Annotated in this window: 16 protein-coding genes; 6 read left to right on the top strand and 10 right to left on the bottom strand. The window is 65.1% G+C overall.

The annotated features are described in order from the left end of the window. Positions 1-26: 26 nt before the first annotated feature. From ACZY1F_RS08310 to ACZY1F_RS08295, 4 genes are all read right to left on the bottom strand, one after another. Positions 27-407: a GntR family transcriptional regulator gene (locus ACZY1F_RS08310; protein WP_463941285.1), complete on the bottom strand. Its 381-nt coding sequence runs from the start codon at positions 405-407 to the stop codon at positions 27-29. Then, on the bottom strand, positions 404-2,218 hold the full coding sequence (locus ACZY1F_RS08305; protein WP_463941284.1) for an ABC transporter ATP-binding protein: 1,815 nt from the start codon (positions 2,216-2,218) through the stop codon (positions 404-406). The genes ACZY1F_RS08310 and ACZY1F_RS08305 overlap by 4 nt, the downstream gene beginning before the upstream one ends. Beyond that, positions 2,215-3,960, bottom strand: a complete 1,746-nt coding sequence (locus tag ACZY1F_RS08300; protein WP_463941283.1) for an ABC transporter ATP-binding protein — start codon at positions 3,958-3,960, stop codon at positions 2,215-2,217. The genes ACZY1F_RS08305 and ACZY1F_RS08300 overlap by 4 nt, the downstream gene beginning before the upstream one ends. Before the next feature lie 150 nt (positions 3,961-4,110). Continuing rightward, positions 4,111-4,896, bottom strand: coding sequence for a trans-aconitate 2-methyltransferase (locus tag ACZY1F_RS08295; protein WP_463941282.1), 786 nt, complete (start codon positions 4,894-4,896; stop codon positions 4,111-4,113). Between the two features lie 97 nt (positions 4,897-4,993). Here ACZY1F_RS08295 and ACZY1F_RS08290 point away from each other — a divergent pair, with 97 nt between their 5' ends. From ACZY1F_RS08290 to ACZY1F_RS08275, 4 genes are all read left to right on the top strand, one after another. Further along, on the top strand, positions 4,994-7,540 hold the full coding sequence (locus tag ACZY1F_RS08290) for a DEAD/DEAH box helicase (protein WP_463941281.1): 2,547 nt from the start codon (positions 4,994-4,996) through the stop codon (positions 7,538-7,540). A gap of 11 nt (positions 7,541-7,551) precedes the next feature. Beyond that, complete coding sequence (locus ACZY1F_RS08285) at positions 7,552-8,922, top strand: CoA transferase (protein ID WP_463941280.1); 1,371 nt, start codon at positions 7,552-7,554, stop codon at positions 8,920-8,922. Between the two features lie 30 nt (positions 8,923-8,952). Then, positions 8,953-9,453, top strand: a complete 501-nt coding sequence (locus ACZY1F_RS08280; protein ID WP_463941279.1) for a GNAT family N-acetyltransferase — start codon at positions 8,953-8,955, stop codon at positions 9,451-9,453. Positions 9,454-9,532: 79 nt separating this feature from the next. Next, positions 9,533-10,834, top strand: a complete 1,302-nt coding sequence (locus ACZY1F_RS08275) for an alpha/beta fold hydrolase (protein WP_463941561.1) — start codon at positions 9,533-9,535, stop codon at positions 10,832-10,834. Here ACZY1F_RS08275 and ACZY1F_RS08270 read toward each other — a convergent pair. From ACZY1F_RS08270 to coaE, 4 genes are all read right to left on the bottom strand, one after another. Beyond that, positions 10,808-12,268: an MFS transporter gene (locus ACZY1F_RS08270; protein ID WP_463941278.1), complete on the bottom strand. Its 1,461-nt coding sequence runs from the start codon at positions 12,266-12,268 to the stop codon at positions 10,808-10,810. The two genes, ACZY1F_RS08275 and ACZY1F_RS08270, sit on opposite strands and share 27 nt — an antisense overlap. Positions 12,269-12,389: 121 nt before the next feature. Further along, a complete protein-coding gene (locus ACZY1F_RS08265; RefSeq protein ID WP_463941277.1) occupies positions 12,390-13,418 on the bottom strand; it encodes a TerC family protein in 1,029 nt (342 codons plus the stop codon). Positions 13,419-13,645: 227 nt separating this feature from the next. Beyond that, entirely contained in the window at positions 13,646-15,745 is a 2,100-nt protein-coding gene (uvrB, locus tag ACZY1F_RS08260) for an excinuclease ABC subunit UvrB (protein WP_463941276.1), read from the bottom strand. 79 nt (positions 15,746-15,824) lie between these two features. Further along, entirely contained in the window at positions 15,825-17,039 is a 1,215-nt protein-coding gene (gene coaE / locus ACZY1F_RS08255) for a dephospho-CoA kinase (RefSeq protein WP_463941275.1), read from the bottom strand. A gap of 90 nt (positions 17,040-17,129) precedes the next feature. Here coaE and ACZY1F_RS08250 point away from each other — a divergent pair, with 90 nt between their 5' ends. Beyond that, the gene (locus tag ACZY1F_RS08250) at positions 17,130-17,819 is read left to right on the top strand and encodes an IMPACT family protein (protein WP_463941274.1); all 690 of its coding nucleotides are present in this window, start codon (positions 17,130-17,132) and stop codon (positions 17,817-17,819) included. Continuing rightward, complete coding sequence (locus ACZY1F_RS08245; RefSeq protein ID WP_463941273.1) at positions 17,803-18,312, top strand: GNAT family N-acetyltransferase; 510 nt, start codon at positions 17,803-17,805, stop codon at positions 18,310-18,312. The genes ACZY1F_RS08250 and ACZY1F_RS08245 overlap by 17 nt, the downstream gene beginning before the upstream one ends. A gap of 135 nt (positions 18,313-18,447) precedes the next feature. On the opposite strand, the gene rpsA is transcribed toward ACZY1F_RS08245, so the two are convergent. Together rpsA and ACZY1F_RS08235 are read right to left on the bottom strand one after the other, a co-directional pair. After that, positions 18,448-19,929, bottom strand: a complete 1,482-nt coding sequence (gene rpsA / locus ACZY1F_RS08240) for a 30S ribosomal protein S1 (RefSeq protein ID WP_463941272.1) — start codon at positions 19,927-19,929, stop codon at positions 18,448-18,450. 179 nt (positions 19,930-20,108) lie between these two features. Beyond that, a complete protein-coding gene (locus ACZY1F_RS08235) occupies positions 20,109-21,053 on the bottom strand; it encodes a polysaccharide deacetylase family protein (RefSeq protein ID WP_463941271.1) in 945 nt (314 codons plus the stop codon). Positions 21,054-21,070: the final 17 nt, after the last annotated feature.

Below are 21,070 nucleotides of genomic sequence, written 5' to 3'. Positions count from 1 at the left end.
TCTTCGAATATCCATGCGGGGTCCGGCTAGTCGGCGTCGTAGGCTGCAGCCAGCAGCTTGACTGCTTCGGCAAAGGTGGCGCCTTGTGCCTTGGCCACCGATGCATACGAGTTGGCGGCAAGGGACAGTGCATCCTCCCGCTCATCACGCGCGCACACCACAGTGCCGTTCCTGCCCTTCGTGGCCACCACACCGGCTGCCTCCAGCTCCTTGAACGCCCGGGCAACGGTGTGGGGCGCGACGTCGAGCAGCCCCGCCAGTGTCCGCACCGCCGGCAGCTTGGTACCCGGTGGAAGGGCGCCACTGTCCGCAAGGCGGATCACGTGGAGGCGCAGCTGTTCAAACAGTGGCACCGTGCTCGACTGATTGGGCTTCCACGCGCCGGGGAACGGGCCGCCCGAGGTCATCGTCCGGCCTCCAACGTGCCGGTGCGGCCCGCACGTCCGGCGAACTGCGCGTTGTAGAGCCGCGCATAGCGGCCGTTGCCTGCCAGGAGGCTTCGATGGGTTCCCTGCTCTGCAATGCGTCCGTGATCCATGACCAGAATTAGATCAGCGTCCCGGACCGTGGACAAACGGTGGGCGATGACAAAGCTTGTTTTTCCCCGGCGCAGCCTCCGCATTGCCTGGCGGATCAGGACCTCGGTCCGGGAATCCACCGAACTCGTCGCCTCGTCCAGGACCAGGACGGCGCGGTCCGCCAACTGTGCCCGGGCGATGGATATCAGTTGGCGCTGGCCCTGGCTGAGCGGCTCTCCCCCGTTGCCCAGCAGGGTGTCGTATCCGGCGGGCAGTGACCTGATGACGTGGTCCACATGGCTCGCCTCTGCTGCCGCGGTAACCTCCGCATCTGTGGCCCCCGGCCGGCCGTATTCGATGTTCTCCCTGATGGTGCCGGAAAACAGCCACGCATCCTGGAGCACCACCCCGAATCCCTCACGCAGGACGTCCCTCGGAATGTCGGCGATGTTGGTGCCTCCGACGGTGATCCTGCCGGCGTCGACCTCATAAAACCGCATGAGGAGATTAACAATGGTGGTCTTGCCGGCGCCCGTATGGCCGACAATTGCGACAGTCTGACCCGGTTCCACCGTGAACGAGAGTCCACGGACCACCGGGTCAGCCCGGACATAGCCGAAGGTGACATGGCTGAACACAATCCCGCCGCCCGGACCGGATTGGTGGCCGCTACTTTCACGTTCGGCAGGTATCTCCTCCGCATCGAGCAGGTCGAACACGCGGCGCGCCGACGCCACGCAGGACTGGATGACGTTGAGCATGCCGCCGATCTGGCCCACAGGCTGGGTAAAAAGCCGGCTGAACTGGATAAACGCCTGGATCCCGCCGATGGTCATCGCCCCGGTGGTGACCTGGAGCGCCCCCACCACCGCCACGGCGATGTAATTGACATTGGCAATAAGGACCATCAACGGCTGGACAATGCCCGATGAATATTGGGCACGTGCCGATGCCCGGGCAAGGCGGTCGTTGCTTGCCTTGAAGGCTGCCGCCGCCTGGTCCTGGTACCCGAAGGCCCTAATGACCTCGTGCCCGGTGACAAACTCCTCCACGTGGGCGTTCAATTCACCTGTTTCGGTCCACTGGCGGGCAAAATGTGCTTGGGATTTCCGGGCCACCATAACGGTGATAAGCGTGGACAGCGGAACTGAAACAAGGGCGATCAGTGCCAGGAGCGGCGAGATCCACAGCATCATGGCCAGGGCGCCGCACAGCATCAGGACAGACATGATCAGCTGCGTGAGAACCTGGCTGAGCGCTTGCGAAATATTGTCGATGTCGTTGGTTACGCGGCTCAGGACGTCGCCCCTGGACTTCGTCTGGAAGTACGTGGAAGGAAGCCGGTGCAGCTTGGCCTGGACCGATGCCCGGAGGCTATACATCAGGCCGTGCACCGCGCTGGCCGTCACGGCTCCCTGGATCCAGTTGAACAGGGAAGCACCAACGTACATCGCGGCAACGGCGGCCAGCAGGATCCCCAGCCGCTGCCCGTCGAGCACTCCGCTGTAGACCCCATCCACCACCACATCGGTGGCATCACCGAGGTAGTTCGGCGCCGCGACATTGAGGACTACAAAAGCGCAGGTGGCCGCAACGGCACCCAGCATCCGGCCCCGTGACGGGCGCAGCAATGCAAGGAGACGGCGTGCTGTGGGCCAGAAGCCGTCGGGCGCCGCCTCGGTGCCGGGCGAAGGTGTCATGGCGCGTCGTCCAGTGCCAGTTGGGACTCGGCGATTTCCCGGTAGGTGGCGGACGTCTCCAGCAACTGCAGGTGCGTCCCCGCTGCAACCAGCCGGCCGTCGTCGAGTACCAGGATCTGGCCGGCGCCGGCAACGGTCGAGATCCGCTCCGCGACGACAATTACCACTGCGCCGTCAAGGGCAAGCTCCAGGGCATCCCGGACCCGGGCCTCGGTGGCGAAGTCCAGCGCGGAGAAGCTGTCGTCAAACAGATAGACGGGGACTTTCCGCAGGAGGGCACGCGCAATGCAGAGGCGCTGCCGCTGGCCGCCGGAGAGGGTGGTTCCCCCCTGCCCGACCTCTGTCTCCATACCCAGCGGCAGCGCACGGACGAAGCCGGCAGCCTGGGCTGTCTCCACGGCGTCCCACAGCTGGCCGTCGGATGCTTCCGGAGCTGCCACGCGCAAGTTGTCGGCGATGGTTCCGGAGAAAAGATGCGATCTTTGCGGCACCACCGCCATGGTCCGGCGGAGGACGTCCAAGGACATGGAACAGATGTTCCGGCCGCCGATGCTGATGGTTCCGGCAGTGGAGTCCAGGAACCGCGGCACCAGGTTCAGGAGCGTCGATTTACCGCTCCCCGTTGAGCCGACGATGGCAACAGTGGTTCCTGGCCCTGCCGTAAAGCAGATGTCTTCCAAAACTGGATTCTCGGCGCCGGGGTAGGAAAAACTGACGTTCCTGAAGGTGACGCTGGCACCGTCCAAGGTGCCACCATGGCTGGTCCCTTGGGGCGTCTTGTAGTCCTGGACGGACGGTGTTGCGTCGAGCACGGCACTGAGCCGTTCAGCGCAAGCGGCGGCCCGCGGAGCCGTCATGAAAACGTACATGGCCATCATGATTGCCAGGAGAATCTGCAGGATGTAGGCGATAAAGGCCGTGAGGGCGCCGATCTTCATCCCGCCGTCGTAAACCCGGTGGCCACCGAACCAGACCACGGCCACCGATGACAGGTTGACCACAATCATGATCAGCGGCAGCATGCCGGCAACGAGCAGGGAGGACTGAAGGTTGTTGCCGGTGAGGCTGCTGTTGGTCTTCGCAAACCGGCGTGTTTCGTGTCCCTGCCTGACGAAGGCCCGGATCACACTCGCGCCGATGATCTGCTCACGCAGGATCTCCCCCGTCCGGTCCAGGAGTTCCTGCCCCTGCCGGTAAAGGGGTACCAGGCGCCGGACGATGAGATACATGATCAGCAGCAGGATGGGCATGATGACGATTACGACGCTTGAAAGCACCTTGTCCTGCTGCCAGGCCAGCAGGACGCCACCTGCCGCCATGACCGGCGCCGCCACCAACATTGTGAAAACCAGGACGGCGAACGACTGGATCTGCTGGGTGTCGTTGGTGGCCCGTGTGACAAGGCTTTGTGTGCCGAAGGCTGCCACTTCCTGGGAAGAAAGCGACTGGATCCTGGTGAAGATCTCGCCGCGCAACTGGTGCCCGATCTTCATGGCCACCACTGCCCCGAAGTAGCCAGCGGCGATGGCCGCCGCCGCCTGGACCGCAGCGATCAAAGCCATGACAGTGCCCAAGCGGAAGATTTCCGGAGTGTTCCCGGCCACGATGCCGTCGTCGATGATGGCCGCATTAATGGTGGGCAAGAGCAGGTTGCCTGCGGTCTGGACGAGCTGGAGAGCAACAATCGCGGCCACGGCACCCTTATGGCCAGCCAGAAGCCGGGCCATTAAGCCGAAAAGCATCGCACCTCCAGGACGGGCTTTGGGAGGCTGATGAGGGTTCGGCCGTTTTGCCATCCCCAGAAGCCGCTTGCGTCATTGTAACCAGCATCACATTCTCTTCTAAGTCATAGGGCATTACCGACCATGTCGAGAACTTCAAACGAATGGAGTTTAGGTGCTGGTTTTCTTTTGCGCTACGGCAAAGATCCGCCGGAAGGGAAACACCGTGCCGTGGACCGATCCCGGGTACGCGGCCCGCAGGGCTGCCGCATACTCAGCTTCAAAGGCGAGGCCGTCCTCGGCCGAAAGGGCAGCCACGACCGGGCGCAACGCCGTGCCGCGCACCCAGTTGAGCACCGGGTCCGCCCCCGTGAGGACCTGCTGGTACGTGGTTTCCCAGGCATCTGCTGTACAGCCCGCGTCCAGCATGATGCGGAGGTAATCTGTGGGCTCCCCCACGGATTCACCACCGCGAAGTACGCCGTCGAGCCGAGAAGACCAGCGGGTGGAACCTGCCAGGTCCCGCATCAGCGCATGGGACGGGGCGTTGAAATTTCCCGGCACCTGCATGGCGAACCAGGCACCGGGCTTGAGCGCCGCCAGCCAGCCTGCCAGCATTTCCTGATGGCCCGGCACCCACTGAAGGGCGGCGTTGGTGACCACCACGTCGGTTTCAGCCGGAGGTGTCCAATCTGCGATATCCGCCAGCCCGAAGCTGAGGCCCGAATGCTTCCCGGCCTGGACCTCAGCCTTGTCCAGCATCTCCTCGGACGAATCGAGCCCGACCACTTTCGCTTCCGGCCATCTCCGGGCGAGCGTGGCCGTGAGGTTCCCCGGACCACAGCCCAGATCCACAACGTGCTGCGGCCGGTCCGCCTGGATCCGGCCCGTCAGGTCGAAAAAGGGCCGGTCGCGGTAGTCGCCGAACTGGACGTACTTTACGGGGTCCCACTTCACAGTTACCTCCATCGCCGGGTGCTGTCTGGCAGTACCGCGAGCCTAACCCGGGCCCGCCCGGATATCAGGCACCGGCTGGGCACTAAGCTGGAAATCAATGAAACTCGTTGACCAGCTGCCTGTCCTGCCCGCCCCAAACCCCTCCGGCGCAGGCATCGACCCGGACGCCCTGTACACCCAATTCCTGGAGTGGACCGAAAGCCGGGGCCTGGCGCTGTACGCTGCCCAGGACGAGGCCATCATGGAGCTCGCCACCGGGGCCAACGTCATCCTCGCCACCCCGACCGGTTCCGGCAAATCGCTGGTGGCCATCGCCGCGCACTTCCAGGCCATGGCAAGGGGCCAGCGAAGTTACTACACCGCTCCCATCAAGGCGCTGGTCTCCGAGAAGTTCTTTGCGCTGTGCGACATCTTCGGCGCGGAGAACGTCGGCATGATCACCGGCGACTCAGGCGTCAACCAGAACGCGCCGATCATCTGCTGCACGGCAGAAATCCTCGCGAACATCGCCCTCCGCGAAGGGACCTCCGCCGAACTCGGCGCGGTCATCATGGACGAATTCCATTTCTACTCCGACCCCCAGCGTGGCTGGGCCTGGCAGGTCCCGCTGCTGGAGCTGCCCCAGGCCCAGTTCCTCCTGATGTCCGCCACACTCGGTGACGTCAGCCGGTTCGAGGCTGGCATCACCGAGCTCACGGGACGGCCTACCAGCACCGTCAGTTCAGCCGAGCGTCCCATTCCGCTGCACTACTACTACCACCAGACACCGGTCCACGAAACGCTCGAGGAACTCCTCTCCACGCGCCAGGTGCCCGTCTACGTGGTGCACTTCAGCCAGATCGAGGCCATTGACCGGGCCCAGACGCTGATGAGCATCAACGTCTGCACCCGCGAGGAGAAGGACAAGATCGCCGAGCTGATCGCGAACTTCCGTTTCGCCGCAGGCTTCGGCAAGACGCTCAACAGGCTGGTCCGGCACGGTATCGGCGTCCATCACGCCGGTATGCTGCCGAAGTACCGGCGGCTGGTGGAACAGCTCGCCCAGGCCGGCCTGCTTAAGGTGATCTGCGGTACGGACACGCTGGGCGTCGGCATCAATGTGCCCATCCGCACCGTTTTGCTCACCGCGCTGAGCAAGTACGACGGCGTCCGCACCCGACCGCTTAACTCCCGGGAGTTCCACCAGATTGCCGGACGGGCCGGCCGCGCCGGGTATGACACCGCCGGGACAGTGGTGGTCCAGGCGCCGGAGCACGTGATCGAAAACGTGAAAGCCATGGCCAAGGCCACCGCCAAGTTTGGTGATGACCAGAAGAAGCTCCGCCAGGTGGTCAAGAAGAAGCCGCCGGAGGGCTTCGTTTCATGGGGTGAACCCACCTTCAAGCGCCTCGTGGAATCCGTGCCCGATCCTTTGACCTCAAGTTTCAGCGTGACGCATTCGATGCTGATGAACCTGATGGAACGGCCGGGCGACCCGTTCACGGCGGCTCGCCGGCTGCTCACCGAAAACCACGAGACGCGGGCCTCGCAGCTGCGGCTGATGAAAAAAGCCCTGGGAATCTACCGCGAACTCCTCGCCGCCGAGGTGGTGGAGCGAATCCCGGCAGAAGAGCAGGGCCAGGACGGCAGGACAGTCCGGCTCACCGTCCATCTGCAGGCCAATTTTGCCCTGAACCAGCCGCTCTCACCGTTTGCACTTGCGGCGCTGGAGCTGCTTGACCCGGATTCGCCGTCGTACGCACTGGACGTGGTGTCGGTGATCGAAGCGACCCTGGAAAAACCCCGCCAGATCCTCTCCGCCCAGCAGAAGAAGGCCCGCGGGGAAGCAATTGCCGTGATGAAGGCTGACGGCATCGAGTATGACCAGCGCATGGCCATGCTGGAGGAAGTCACCTATCCGCAGCCGCTCGCGGAACTCCTGGGCGAGGCCTTCGAGGTTTACCGCAAGGCCGCGCCGTGGGTGGGGGACTTTGAACTGGCGCCCAAGTCCGTGGTCCGCGACATGTACGAGCGTGCCATGAACTTCGGCGAGTTCGTCCAGTTCTACGGGCTGGCCCGCTCCGAGGGAATCGTGTTGCGCTACCTCGCCGACTGCTTTAAGGCGCTGCGCCAGACCGTGCCGCAGGACATGCTCCGGGAGGACCTCGAGGACCTCATCGCCTGGCTTGGCGAACTGGTGCGGCAGGTGGACTCCAGCCTCCTGGACGAATGGGAGGAGCTGACGTCCGGCGCGATGCCCACCCCGCACGACGCTCCGCCTCCCCCGCCGCCGTCGCTGACGTCCAACATCCGGGCCTTCCGCGTGATGGTCCGCAACGAGATGTTCCGCCGCGTGGAACTGTTCGCGGACGAAAACGCAGCAGCCCTGGGCGAGCTCGACGGCGGCGCAGGCTGGGGTGCCGACCGCTGGGAAGACATCCTGGACGACTACTTCGACGAACACAACGATATTGGCACCGGCCCTGATGCCCGCGGCCCCGGGCTCCTGATGATCACCGAAGAGACCGGACTGTGGAAGGTCCGGCAGATTTTCGACGATCCGGCCCGCAACCATGACTGGGGCATCTCCGCAGAAGTGGACCTGGCGGCGTCCGACGAATCCGGCACGGCAGTGGTCCGGGTCACCGACGTCAACCGGCTCTAGGCTGTGACCCAGTGGACGCCGTCCCCGACCTGACGGGCAGCCTTCGGGTTTTGGAAGCCCTGAAGGCCCAGCCAGTGGCGCCCGCCGACGGTCCACGGCAGTGGTGGAACGGCCCGCTGGACGTCGAGGGGCTGGCCTTGGGGGCTGTCCAGGCAGCAGCGACGTCTCTGAACGCCTTGGTTGGTGTGCCCGGGAGGTACTCGTTGGCATCCGGAGCCACGGCAGCGTCATTTGATTCACTCGGCCACCTGCGGATCGCGGGCGGGAAACCCGAAGGATTTGCTCCGACGTCCGGCTTTCGGCGCACGTCGGACGGCTGGATCCGTCTGCACGCCAACTATCCCCATCACGCAGCCCGGCTGATGGCGGCACTCTCGGTCAGCACGCCACAGGATGTGGAACGCGCCCTGCTAAGCATGACGTCCCTGGCAGCCGAGGACGCCATCACGGCAAAGAACGGCGTCGCTGCTGCCGTACGCACGCGGGAGGAGTGGACCGCGACCCCAATGCATGGGACGGCCGGCGCCGGGCCGTGGATCAGCATCTCCCGTCCACCGGCGGACACCAGTGAAAGCCGGCAGCGCCCCCGGTGGGTTCCAGGGGCTGTTCCACGCCACCCCCTGACCGGGCTCAAGGTGCTGGACCTGACGCGCGTCATAGCCGGTCCCACGGCCACCCGCCTCCTGGGCGCGCTGGGTGCGGACGTGCTGCGCATCGACCCGCCCCAGCTTCCGGAGCTGAGCGATGTGTTTGTTGACTCTGGCTTTGACAAGCGAAGCGCGGAGGCGGACCTCCGGGATCCGGAGGTTATGGACACCGTCAGGCGTCTCATTGAGTCTGCCGACGTGGTGGTCACGGGTTACCGTGACGGCGGGCTGGACCGTTTCGGACTGGCGCCCGACGCGCTGCTGCAGGCACGGCCCGACCTCGTGATAGTCACCCTCAGTGCATGGGGCAGCGGCGGCCCCTGGAAGGCACGGCGCGGTTTCGACAGCCTGGTACAGGCCGCCTGCGGCATAGCCGAACGGTATGGCGGGACCACTGATGACGGGTGGCAGCCTGGGGCGCTGCCAGTGCAGGCACTGGACCATGCCACCGGATATGGCCTGGCGGCGGCAGCATTTGCCTTGCTGGCCGAACGGCTCCAAAACGGACGTGGCGGCGCGGCCCGGCTTTCCCTGGCCCGCACCGCTGAAGAATTGTTCCGGCTCCCCGCATTGGCCGGCCAGAGTGGTTCCCTGCCCGAACCCGACTTCCGCGTGATGGAGAGTCCCTACGGCCGCCTGCGGTACGTTGGACCACCCATCATGGCGGACGGTGCGCCGCTTGAATACGGCAAGGGACCCGTCCGCTACGGTACATCCCAGCTTCGCTGGCAGTAGGGATCACGGCCCCGCTAGTAAACTCGGACCATGAGTGTAATCCGCCCCGCCACCCGGCAAGACGTCCCCGCTATCCTGCAGATGATCCACGAACTGGCCATCTACGAGAAAGAACCGGACGCGGTCCGCAACACCCCGGAAATGCTGGCTGAGGTCCTGTTCGGCGGGAACCCACGCGTGTTTGCCACGATGGCCGAAAACGGCGCGGGCGACGTCCAGGGGTTCGCCCTCTGGTTCCTGAACTACTCCACGTGGGAAGGTGTCCACGGCATCTACCTGGAAGACCTCTACGTCAGCCCGGACGCCCGCGGCGAGGGCCACGGAAAGGCGCTGCTGAAGCACCTGGCTGCCACCGCCGTCGAGAACGGCTACGCCCGGGTGGAGTGGAGCGTCCTGGACTGGAACGAGCCGTCCATCAACTTTTACCGCAGCCTCGGCGCCCGTCCCCTGGATGGCTGGTCCACGTTCCGGCTGACCGGCGACGCGCTGGAGAGCTTTGGCACCAGGACGGCAGCGTCCATCCGTGGCTGAGCGCGAGGCTTCCGCGCAAACCACTCGGACGCGGCCCCCTGTCCCGCATTTTGTGAAGGCCCGGCACGAATTCCGGGGCATGCGCACCGCCGAGCACTACTTCACCGTGCCCCTGGACCACTTCATGCCAGGGAGCGGCGACGCCGCCGAGACCATTACCGTTTTCGCCCGTGAGTACGTCTCGTCGGCCCACACCCAGGCTGAAGCCGAAGCGCTTCCTTGGCTGCTGTTCCTCCAAGGCGGCCCGGGCGGCCGCGGCAACCGGCTGGCCTCGCTGAGCGGCTGGAGCAAGGCGGCAGCCCGGGACTTCCGAATCCTGATGTTGGACCAGCGCGGCACCGGGCTGTCGACTCCGCTTGACCGGAAAACGCTGCCCGCGCGTGGAACGGCCGAGGCACAGGCTGCGTACCTTGAGCATTTCCGTGCGGATTCCATCGTGGCCGACGCGGAGCTCATCCGGGCGGCGCTTGGCTCCGGCCCCTGGAGCATCTACGGCCAAAGCTACGGCGGATTCTGCGCACTGACATACCTGTCCTTTGCCCCGGACGGGCTGAGGGAAGCCCTCATCACGGGCGGGTTGGCGCCGCTCGGTGGCCACGCCGACGACGTCTACCGCGCCACGTTCGCCCGTGTTGCGGCCCGCAACACTGAATACTTCAGCTGGTATCCGGAGGACCGCCGGACAGTGAACGCGATCGCATCGCACCTTCGGCAGACTGAGGAGCTCCTTCCCGACGGCGGCCGGCTCACGGTGGAACGGTTCCAGATGGTGGGCTCCTTCCTGGGCGGAAACACGCGGGTGGACGGCCTGCACTACCTTCTGGAGGACGCCTTCACCGAGACACAGCACGGGAACAGGCTCTCGGATGTCTTCCTCGAGCAGGTCCAGGGCATCGTGTCCCGCCTGGCGAACCCGCTCTATGCCCTGCTGCATGAGTCCATCTACGGTCAGGGACAGGCGACCGACTGGGCCGCCTGGCGGGTGCTGCAGGAAAATCCGGCATTCCGCCCGGATGCGGAGCCGTTGCTGCTGACCGGCGAGATGGTGTACCCGTGGTACTTCGAGCAGGATGCCGCCTTGGTGCCGCTGCGGCACGTGGCCCAGCTGCTGGCTGCCAAGACGGACTGGAAGCCGCTCTATGACCACACGCAGCTGGCCGCGAACGGCGTGCCCGCAGCCGCCGCGGTTTACCGGGACGACATTTACGTGGACCGCGATTTGTCCCTGGAAACGGCAGCTGCCGTGCGCGGACTCCAGGTATGGGAGACAGCCGACTTCCACCATGACGGCATCGCCGACGACGGCGAGGCCATCTTCGGCCGCCTGCTGGGTATGGTGCGCTCGGTTGCCGGCTCAGCGGGCAGCAGGGCCGCCCACTGACCCGTTGACTGTGCCGGCGGTGGGGCTGCGGCGTCGCGCCACAAGGACAACGACGGCGGCGGCCAGCACGGCAGCTCCCAACACGCCGCCTGCCATGTTCAGTCCCAGGTAGCCGGCCCAGCTGAGGATCAGGCCGGAGGTTGCCCCGCCCACTGCGCCGGCGGCGCCCATCAGCATGTCCGACACACCCTGGACCACCACACGGGACTCCTGCGGGACGCTCTCCGCCAGCAGCGTGGACCCGGAAATCGTGGCGGCAGACCAGCCAATGCCCAGCAGGACAAGTCCCACGGCAACCGCCACGGTTGATGTCTGGCCAAACCCTGCGACGGCGACGGCCGCGATGAGCGTGGCGAAGCCGATCATGATGGTCTCAGTCCTGCCTGCCTTGTCAGTTAGCCAGCCCATAACGGGCGACAACGCGAACATCCCGGCGATATGCAGGGAGATGGTGAAGCCGATGATCACCAGGACATCGCCGGAGGCGGCGTGGCCGGCATGGGTGGAACCCGGTCCGGCCACGAGTTCCTGCAAGTGCAGCGGGGTCATGGACATCACGCCTACCATCACTGCGTGCGCTCCAACGACAGCGGCAAGCGCCAGCCAGGACGCCCTGGAGTGGCGGATGGCCCGCAGTCCGCGGACAAGCGATCCCCCGGCGGCGCTTCGCGCCGTGCCGCCTTGCTGGGTTGCCGTACCTGGCGGCGTGGCCTGCGTCTTCCCGCCAGCCGTGTGGGCGGCGGATTCCTGGGCAGCTGGTCCTGGGGCGGCTGGTCCCTGGGCAGCGAGGTCTCGGGCGGCGATTTCCCGGGCGAGCAGGAGCGGGTCGGGTCTAAGGCCGGCGAAGAGCAGCACAATCGCCAGCAGGAGTCCGGCTGCGGAGATCACGAACGGTCCGGCGACGGGCGGCAGGCCGAGGGCCAGTCCCACAACGGTGCCAGGCTGGATCAGGTTGGGGCCGGCGACGGCGCCGACAGTGACTGCCCACACGACGGCGGACAAGGCCCTGCCGCGGTGTTCAGAATCCGCAAGGTCGACGGCGGCGAAGCGTGCTTGCAAGCTGGCCGCCGTGCCCACCCCGATGCCCACGGCCCCCAGCAGCAACAGGAGGAACAAGCCGGACACCACCGCAAGCACTATCAGCACGGTGCCGGCCAGGGCCGCGGAAAGTCCCGTAACCTGGCCGGAGCGGCGGCCCCGCCGGTCTGCCAACGAAGCCAGGGGCAGCGCTGTCAGGGCGGCACCCAATGTCATGACCGTGGCCACGGCTCCTGCCCACACGCTGGAACCCGAAATTTCCACAGCCAGGATGGAACCAATGGAAACCGTGGCTCCGGTGCCGATCCCACCGAAAACCTGGGCCGCGCTCAGCAGCACCACAGTGCGCCGTTGCACCTGGCGGACTCCACTTTCCGTTATGAGGATGCGGGCCATGCTCCGAGCATAGTCCTCCGTTGGCCGCTACCGCAGGGGTTCGTTAACGCCGCTGATCCCGGCCGAAGTACGGCCGGGATCAGCGGAAATGCTGGGTGCGTCCAGGAAACGCGGGTGCAACTTACTCGGCGTCGCTGTGGCTCTTCTTGGCGTCTTCCTCGAGGCGGGGGTCCAGGTGGGCCGTCTTGGCCTTGGAACTGACGAGGCTGGCAATCACGGCAACGATGATAGTGCCCACAATGACGGCCAGGGAGACGAAGGTCGGAATCTCCGGGGCCCATTCGATGTGGTGACCGCCGTTGATGAACGGCAGTTCGTTCACATGCATGGCGTGGAGCACCAGCTTCACACCGATGAACGCCAGGATGAACGACAGCGCGTGCTTCAGGTAGATCAGGCGATTCATCAGGCCACCCAGCAGGAAGTACAGCTGGCGCAGGCCCATCAGGGCGAACAGGTTAGCGGTAAAGACAATGAACGGGCTCTGCGTGAGGCCGAAGATCGCGGGAATCGAGTCAACGGCGAAGAGGAGGTCGGTGAGGCCGATGGTGATGAACACGATCAGCATGGGGGTGAACACCTTCTTGCCGTTCACCGTGGTGCGGAGTTTGCCTTCGTCGAACTTCTCCGACATGGGGATGACCTTGCGGATCCGGGCGATGAGCGGATTTTCCTTGTCCTCTTCGTCTTCGCCTTCATCCTGGGCCTGCTTCCAGGCCGTCCAGAGCAGGAATGCGCCGAAGATGTAGAACACCCAGCTGAACTGCTCGATCACGATGGCGCCGAGGAGGATAAAGATGCCGCGCAGGATCAGGGCGATGATGATGCCCACCATCAGGACTTCCTGCTGGTACTTACGGGGCACGGAGAAGCGGGCCATGATGATGATGAAGACAAACAGGTTGTCGATGCTGAGGCTGTATTCAGTGACCCAGCCGGCCACGAACTGGCCGCCGAACTCGGCACCGGTAAAGAAAAACATGGCCCCGGCGAACAGCAGAGCAAGGGAGACGTAGAACGCAACCCACAGGCCCGCTTCCTTCATGGAAGGTTCATGGGGACGCCGGACAACAAGCAGCAGGTCAATGAGGAGGATCAGGCCGAGGACGACAAGTGAGCCGACCTCAAACCACACGGGTAATTCGGGCACGGGAAGCCTTTCGCAGGGTACAGAGAAATGGTGTAAGTCTCTCCGGCCAGCCTGTGCACTTGGTGCTGAAATGGCGGCCCGCTACGCCCGGCCAGGCAACTTTGCCTGGCGTGTTGACGATCGTAGCGCTCGGGATACTCCCCTACGTGACATTAACTGTACAGCAGGCGTCCCCGCATGCGGGAACATGCCCCGACCGCTGCATACCCCCGCCGCCCGGGCGTGGCCTAGGCGTGCCCGGCCGCGTGCATCTGGCGGAGCTCTTTCTTGAGGTCACTGACCTCGTCCCGGATCCGCGCGGCCAGCTCGAACTGGAGTTCGGCGGCAGCGCCGTGCATCTGTTCGGTCAGCTGTTCGATGAGGCCCACGAGGTCTTCCGCCGGCGCCGCGGCGAGGCCGTCCTTGCGGACCTGCGCCGCGCCTTTTGCCGCGGACTTGCCGCGCTTGGCACCCTTGGCCAGCCGGTTGTTGTTCAGCAGCTCCTGGGTGTCGGCGTCTTCCTTGGCCAGTTGGTCGGTAATGTCGGCAATCTTCTTCCGCAGCGGCTGCGGATCGATGCCGCGTTCTGTGTTGTAGGCCACCTGGATGGCGCGGCGCCGGTTGGTCTCATCGATAGCCTTGGCCATGGAGTCGGTGATGCGGTCAGCGTACATGTGGACCTCGCCGGAGACGTTGCGGGCAGCACGGCCGATGGTCTGGATGAGAGACGTCGCCGAGCGCAGGAAGCCTTCCTTGTCCGCGTCCAGGATGCTCACAAGGGACACCTCGGGCAGGTCAAGGCCTTCCCGGAGCAGATTAATGCCCACCAGGACGTCGAAGACACCCATCCGGAGCTCCCGGAGCAGTTCAACGCGTCGCAGGGTGTCCACGTCCGAGTGCAGGTATTCGACCTTGATCCCGTGGCCCAGCAGGTAGTCGGTGAGGTCCTCCGCCATCCGTTTGGTCAGTGTGGTGACGAGGACGCGTTCGTTCTTTGCTGTGCGGGTCTTGATCTCGCCGAGGAGGTCATCGATCTGGCCCTTGGTGGGCTTGACCACCACCTCGGGGTCGATCAGTCCGGTGGGCCGGATGATCTGCTGCACAAAGCCGTCAGCTTTGCCCAGTTCGTATTTGCCGGGAGTGGCCGACAGGTAGACCGTCTGGCCAACGCGTTGGAGGAATTCGTCCCATTTGAGCGGCCGGTTGTCCATGGCCGACGGCAGGCGGAAACCGAAGTCCACCAGGTTCCGCTTGCGGGACATGTCGCCCTCGTACATGGCGCCGATCTGCGGCACGGTGACGTGGGATTCGTCGATCACCAGCAGGAAGTCGTCCGGGAAGTAGTCGATGAGGCAGTGCGGAGCGGTTCCGCGGGCGCGGCCGTCAATGTGCGACGAGTAGTTTTCGATGCCGTTGCAGAAGCCCATCTGCTGCATCATTTCGAGGTCGTAGGTGGTGCGCATCCGGAGCCGTTGGGCTTCCACCAGCTTGTTCTGGCCTTCCAGGACGGCAAGGCGTTCGGCGAGTTCGTCCTCGATCCGCTTGATGGCCCGGCCCATCCGCTCGGGCCCGGCCACATAGTGCGAAGCCGGGAAGACGTACATTTCCTCTTCGTCCCGGATCAGTTCGCCAGTCAGCGGATGGAGGGTATGGATGTTCTCAATCTCGTCTCCGAAGAATTCGATCCGGATGGCCAGTTCCTCGTACATCGGGATGATTTCCACGGTGTCGCCGCGGACCCGGAACGTGCCGCGGTGGAAGTCCATGTCGTTGCGCGCGTACTGCATGGAGACGAATTTCCGCAGCAGGTCGTCACGGTTCATCTGCGCCCCCTTGCGGAGCGTGACCATGCCGGCAATGTACTCTTCCGGCGTGCCAAGGCCGTAGATGCAGGACACCGTAGCGACCACAATGACGTCCCGGCGGGTCAGGAGGGCGTTGGTGGCGGAGTGGCGGAGCCGCTCCACTTCCTCATTGACGGACGAGTCCTTCTCAATGAAGGTGTCCGTCTGCGCTACGTACGCCTCAGGCTGGTAGTAGTCGTAGTACGAAACGAAGTATTCCACCGCGTTATTGGGCAGCAGTTCACGGAATTCGTTGGCGAGCTGGGCGGCCAGGGTCTTGTTCTGCACCATAACCAAAGTGGGCCGCTGAACCTGTTCGATGAGCCAGGCCGTGGTGGCACTCTTGCCGGTACCGGTGGCACCCAGCAGGACAACGTCCTTTTCGCCGTTCCTGATCCGCTCCGTCAGTTCGGTGATGGCGGCGGGCTGGTCACCTGCCGGCTGGAACTCGCTGATGACTTCAAACGGAGCGACGACGCGGTTGATCTCCTGGGCAAGGCTCATGCATCTAATCTACAACCGGGGACCGACAGTGAAAGCCGGATCAGTTACCGGCGAACATCCCGTCTCGGGGGCGCGGAGTTCAGGGGAGGTACGACGGCGGCGCCCAGCCTGTGCGCGTGGCCCAGTCTTCCATGCGTGGCCAGGCTTCGTCGGTGAACCACGGCTCCTTAGCCTCCGCGTAAGCCCGTGTCCCGTTTGTGGACGCAAACAGTTCGGCCAATGCACGCTTGTGGTCCCCATACAGGGTGGCTGCCTCCGGTTCATTCCTGAGCCAGTCGCGGAAGAGCAGCGCGTACCGCCACCCGGGCGATCCGGCTGCCCGGACGTGCAGGTTCACTGCACGGCCTGGGTCCGTGTTGGCATGGAACCGTTTCCGCCACTGCTCCGGATCCGGCTCCGTCGGTTTTGGTGTGTCGAATCCGGCCCCCGGAACGGCAGGGAACCCCGCGGCCGCCAGCAGCGGTGCGATCCGGTCTGCGGCGTTGAGATCCGACACGGTGACCTGGAGGTCGATGACGTCCTTGGCTGCCAGGCCCGGCACGGCCGTGGAGCCAATATGGTCCACCGCCAGGATGTCATCCGGTGCCGCGGCCCTGATCCGGGATGCCAGCCGTGCGGCCTGGGCTGCCCAATCCTCCTGCGGCACAGACAATTCCGCAGTGCCGGTCCTGGCCGCCCTGACGCCGCGGCGGATATTGTCCGCGTACGGGACCAGCCGCTCCGTCCATAGCCGGTCCACCCGCGCGGTCACGTCCGCCAGCGATCCGGAGTTGTCCAGGACCACGTCGGCAGCAGCAAGCCGCGCCTCACGCGATGCCTGGGCCGCCATCCGCGACCGTGCGTCCTCGGCCGTCATGCCCCGGTGTTCGAGCATCCGGCCGATCCTGACGTCGTCGGGTGCATCCACCACCAGGACCAGATGGAAGCCATTGCCTTGACCGGTCTCCACCAGCAGTGGAATGTCCTGGACCACTATGGCGCCGGCCGGGGCTGTGGCGATGATGCCCGCCGCCGCGGCCCGCACCAGCGGGTGGACGATGCCGTTCAGCACGGCCAGCTGCGGGGGGTTACCGAACACCACGGAACCAAGCCTTGCCCGGTCCAGCCGGCCCCCGGCGTCGAGCATGTCCGGTCCAAAGGCTTCCACCACACGGGCCAGTCCCGGTGTTCCCGGCTCCACCACGTCCCGGGCCAGCGCATCCGCGTCCACCAGCACCGCACCGAGCCCGGCGAGGCGTGAGGCGACCACGGACTTCCCCGAGGCGATGCCACCCGTCAAACCAATCTTGAGCATCCCACCACCCTACTAGTGGGCCCACCACCGCCAGGGTTCTCTAGGTGAGCGCAGCGAATTCAGGGAGGCGGCGGGGAATAGACTTGGGCGGTGCAAGAGCAAGACAGCCGGGCCACCACTTACGCCACGCTCGCCTCGGGCCAAGACTTCCGGCACGAGATCGAGATCAAACGCTCCAGGTTCATCACCGTGCTCCGCCGCGCCGACAATGAGGACACTGCGCGGAACCTGGTGGCCGGCCTGCGCCGCGAGTTCCACGACGCCCGCCACCACTGCTCGGCGTTCGTCCTGGGACCGGACCGGGACATCCAGCGCTCCAATGACGACGGCGAGCCCTCCGGCACCGCCGGCATCCCGATGTTGGAGGCCATCGTCAAAAGGGAAACGGCGCCGGGGGTGACGGACCTCAGCGACGTCAGTGCCGTCGTCGTCCGCTATTTCGGCGGCATCCTGCTGGGCGCTGGCGGACTGGTGCGCGCCTATTCGGAATCGGTGTCCGCCGCCCTGGAACGGGCCCCGCTGGTCCGCCGCAGCCGGCTCCGAATCTGTTCGGCACCGGTGCCGCACGCCGCTGCAGGACGGCTGGAGAACGATCTTCGGGCGGCCGGGTTCGTGATGGCGGAAACCACTTACGGAGCGCAGGCAACCATCCTGCGCCTGGCCGTGCCTGACGATGCCACAGAAATCGCCGCGGCCACCGAACGCGTGCTGTCGCTGACCGCCGGGAGAACCGGGCTCACGCCGGCCGGAACGGAGTGGATCGATGTTCCGCTCCCCTGAGGTCCGGCTGGCACGCGTCGACGACACCATGCTGGAGCGGCTGCTGGAACTGGCGCAGCGGGACGCATCCGCGGATGACGTCACGCCGCCACTTGGCAGCACAACCGGCTGGAACGCGGAACGCATCGCGTGGTTCCGCGCATACCACCGGGCTGCGGCCGCGGGGTTGGACGGACCGGCCTCGGAAAAGAGCTGGGCCGTGCTCTGCGACGGCAGCCCGGCCGGTTCGGTCAGGCTCAAGAGGACTGACGACGGAACGGTGGAAACAGGCATCTGGCTGGGACGTACCTACCGCGGCCTCGGTATCGGCGGCGCCGCGATGCGGCTGGTGTTGGCGGAAGCCCGACGCGCCGGCCTGCGAAAGGTGGTGGCCGCCACCACTGCCGGAAACATCGGCGCGCAGCGGCTCCTCACAGCCGCCGGTGCGGTCCTGACGCACGACGACGGCGGTACCGTGAGTGCCGCCGTCGTACTCCCAACCGACTCGGAGTAGCCGCACTGAAAGTCGCGTTTGGGAGCGTTCAGTGCCGGTCAGGTGGCCGGTTTGGATACTCCGGTTAAGCACAGCGGGCCCCTGCTTTCGCAGGGGCCCGCTGTGTTGGCCCGGGAAGCCCCGGGCCGGTGGCAATTAGTTGCCGGTCAGCTTCTCGCGCAGAGCTGCAAGAGCCTCATCCGAAGCGAGCGTGCCGCCACCGGTGTTGGACTCGGCTGCAGCAGGCTCGGAGGAGTAGCTGGTGGTGCCGGAATCGCTGTCACCGGACGTTGCAGCTGCAGCGTCGTCGGCAGCGTGCTGGGCAACCTGCTTCTTGTGTGCTTCCCAGCGGGTCTGGGCGTCAGCGTACTGCTGCTCCCAGACGGCGCGCTGGTTTTCGTAGCCTTCAAGCCACTCGTTGGACTCCGGGTCGAAGCCCTCCGGGTACTTGTAGTTGCCCTCTTCGTCGTACTCAGCGGCCATGCCGTAGAGAGCCGGATCGAATTCGGTGGACTCGGCGTCAACGCCCTCGTTAGCCTGCTTGAGGGAGAGGGAGATACGGCGGCGCTCGAGGTCGATGTCGATGACCTTGACGAACAGCTCGTCACCAACGGAGACAACCTGCTCAGCAAGCTCCACGTGGCGGACTGCCAGTTCGGAGATGTGCACGAGGCCTTCGATGCCGTCTTCGACGCGTACGAACGCACCGAACGGAACGAGCTTGGTGACCTTACCCGGAACAACCTGCCCAAGGGCGTGGGTGCGGGCGAAGGTCTGCCACGGATCTTCCTGCGTAGCCTTGAGCGACAGTGAAACACGCTCGCGGTCCAGGTCGACTTCGAGAACCTCGACGGTGACTTCCTGGCCAACTTCGACAACCTCGGACGGGTGGTCGATGTGCTTCCAGGACAGCTCGGAAACGTGAACGAGGCCGTCTACGCCGCCCAGGTCCACGAAGGCACCGAAGTTGACGATGGAGGAAACGACGCCGGGACGGACCTGGCCCTTTTCCAGCTTGTTGAGGAACGTGGAGCGGACCTCGGACTGGGTCTGCTCGAGCCATGCACGGCGGGACAGCACAACGTTGTTGCGGTTCTTGTCCAGCTCGATGATTTTGGCTTCGATCTTCTGACCGATGTACGGAGCAAGGTCGCGCACACGCCGCATCTCGACGAGGGATGCGGGCAGGAAGCCGCGCAGACCGATGTCGAGGATAAGACCACCCTTGACAACCTCGATGACGGTACCGGTGACAACACCGTCTTCTTCCTTGACCTTCTCGATGTCGCCCCAGGCGCGCTCGTACTGAGCACGCTTCTTGGAGAGGATCAGGCGGCCTTCTTTGTCTTCCTTGGTGAGCACCAGGGCTTCGACGAGATCGCCAACGGAGACAACGTCTCCGGGATCAACGTCGTGCTTGATGGACAGCTCGCGGGAGGGGATGACACCTTCGGTCTTGTAACCGATGTCGAGCAGAACTTCATCGCGGTCGACCTTGACGACGGTACCTTCGACGAGGTCTCCGTCGTTGAAGTACTTGATGGTGGCGTCGACTGCTGCGAGGAAGTCCTCAGCGGTACCGATGTCGTTAATCGCGACTACGGGGGTACCGGGCTTCTCGGTGGAGGTGATGGTCATGTAGTAGGGGCTCCGTTGTGGATAGTTAGTCGGTCAGGCAAACCACCGGCCCGCGTTATGGAACGCAGGCGCAGGTCTCGGCAGCTCGCAAGGATCTGCCGGGTCTTCCTGATTTGTGGATTCTAGAAACGCGCACGTAGTACGCGCCCACTTATTCTAGTCGCAGCGGCCAACAGGGGTCAAAGCGCATGCAACACATCGCCCAGGCGGGCGAACGTGGTTCCGCCGCCCTGAAGTTGTGGCAGCGCCTGCCGGAAGCCGGCGGCTGTGCCGCCGCCGGGCTTATTGAAATGCGCAATGACGATGTCGCCAGGACGTGCTGTGGCCAGGGCAGAGGCAACCGCTGATGGCGCCAGCGTGGCGCCGGCGTCGGCGTTGATGCTGAAGTTGACCGGCAACATGCCCAGACGCCGGGACATCGCGGCGGTCACCTCGTCGAGATATGCCGTGCCGGCGCGGAAGAACCGTGGCTGGTGCCCCGTCACTTCCCGGAAGATATCCGTGCAGCCGGTGAGTTCGTCATATGCGTCTGCCACGCTCACGGTGCCGGGGATGCCATAGGCTGATTTGCCGGTCACGGATAACGGCCGGTGCTGCCAGCCATGGTTGGCCAGTTCAAAGAGCGGGTCGTGCGCCAACTCGGCGGCGACCTGCCGGTTTGCCTGGATCCACCGGGCATTCACAAAGAGGGTGGCCGGGATGTTCAGCCGCCGGAGCGTGGCGAGCAGTTCCTTGTCGACGCCGGATCCGCCGGGGCCGCCGCAGGCATCGAAGGTGAGCACCGTATGACTCGCGTGCGACCTCGTGACCACGCCGGTTACGGCCAGACCCCACTCGGCCGGCCGGCGGCCGTCGAATTCCGTCACCAGCTGGGCTTTTGACGGCGTCAGGACAGCGGCTGCCGTCGCGGCCGGGACCTGCGCCGGTGCCGCCGACGCTTCCGGCTCGTTTGGCACGGGCGGGGCAAGTACCGCGAGGTCCGAGCGTTCATCCGAAAGAGCCGCGGACTCGAGCCCAACCGTGTCCGCCGACGAACACGATGTCACGGCAGCAAGCACGCCGGACACCAGACCGAGCAAAATAGCCCGTCGGCCCGTCGGCCCGGGCACACCAAAATCCCCCATGGATTGTCCTTGAACGA

The sequence above is a fragment of the Pseudarthrobacter xylosi genome, from assembly GCF_055412765.1.
Note: the sequence above shows the minus strand (reverse complement) of the source record. Positions and strands in the feature narration are given on the sequence as shown.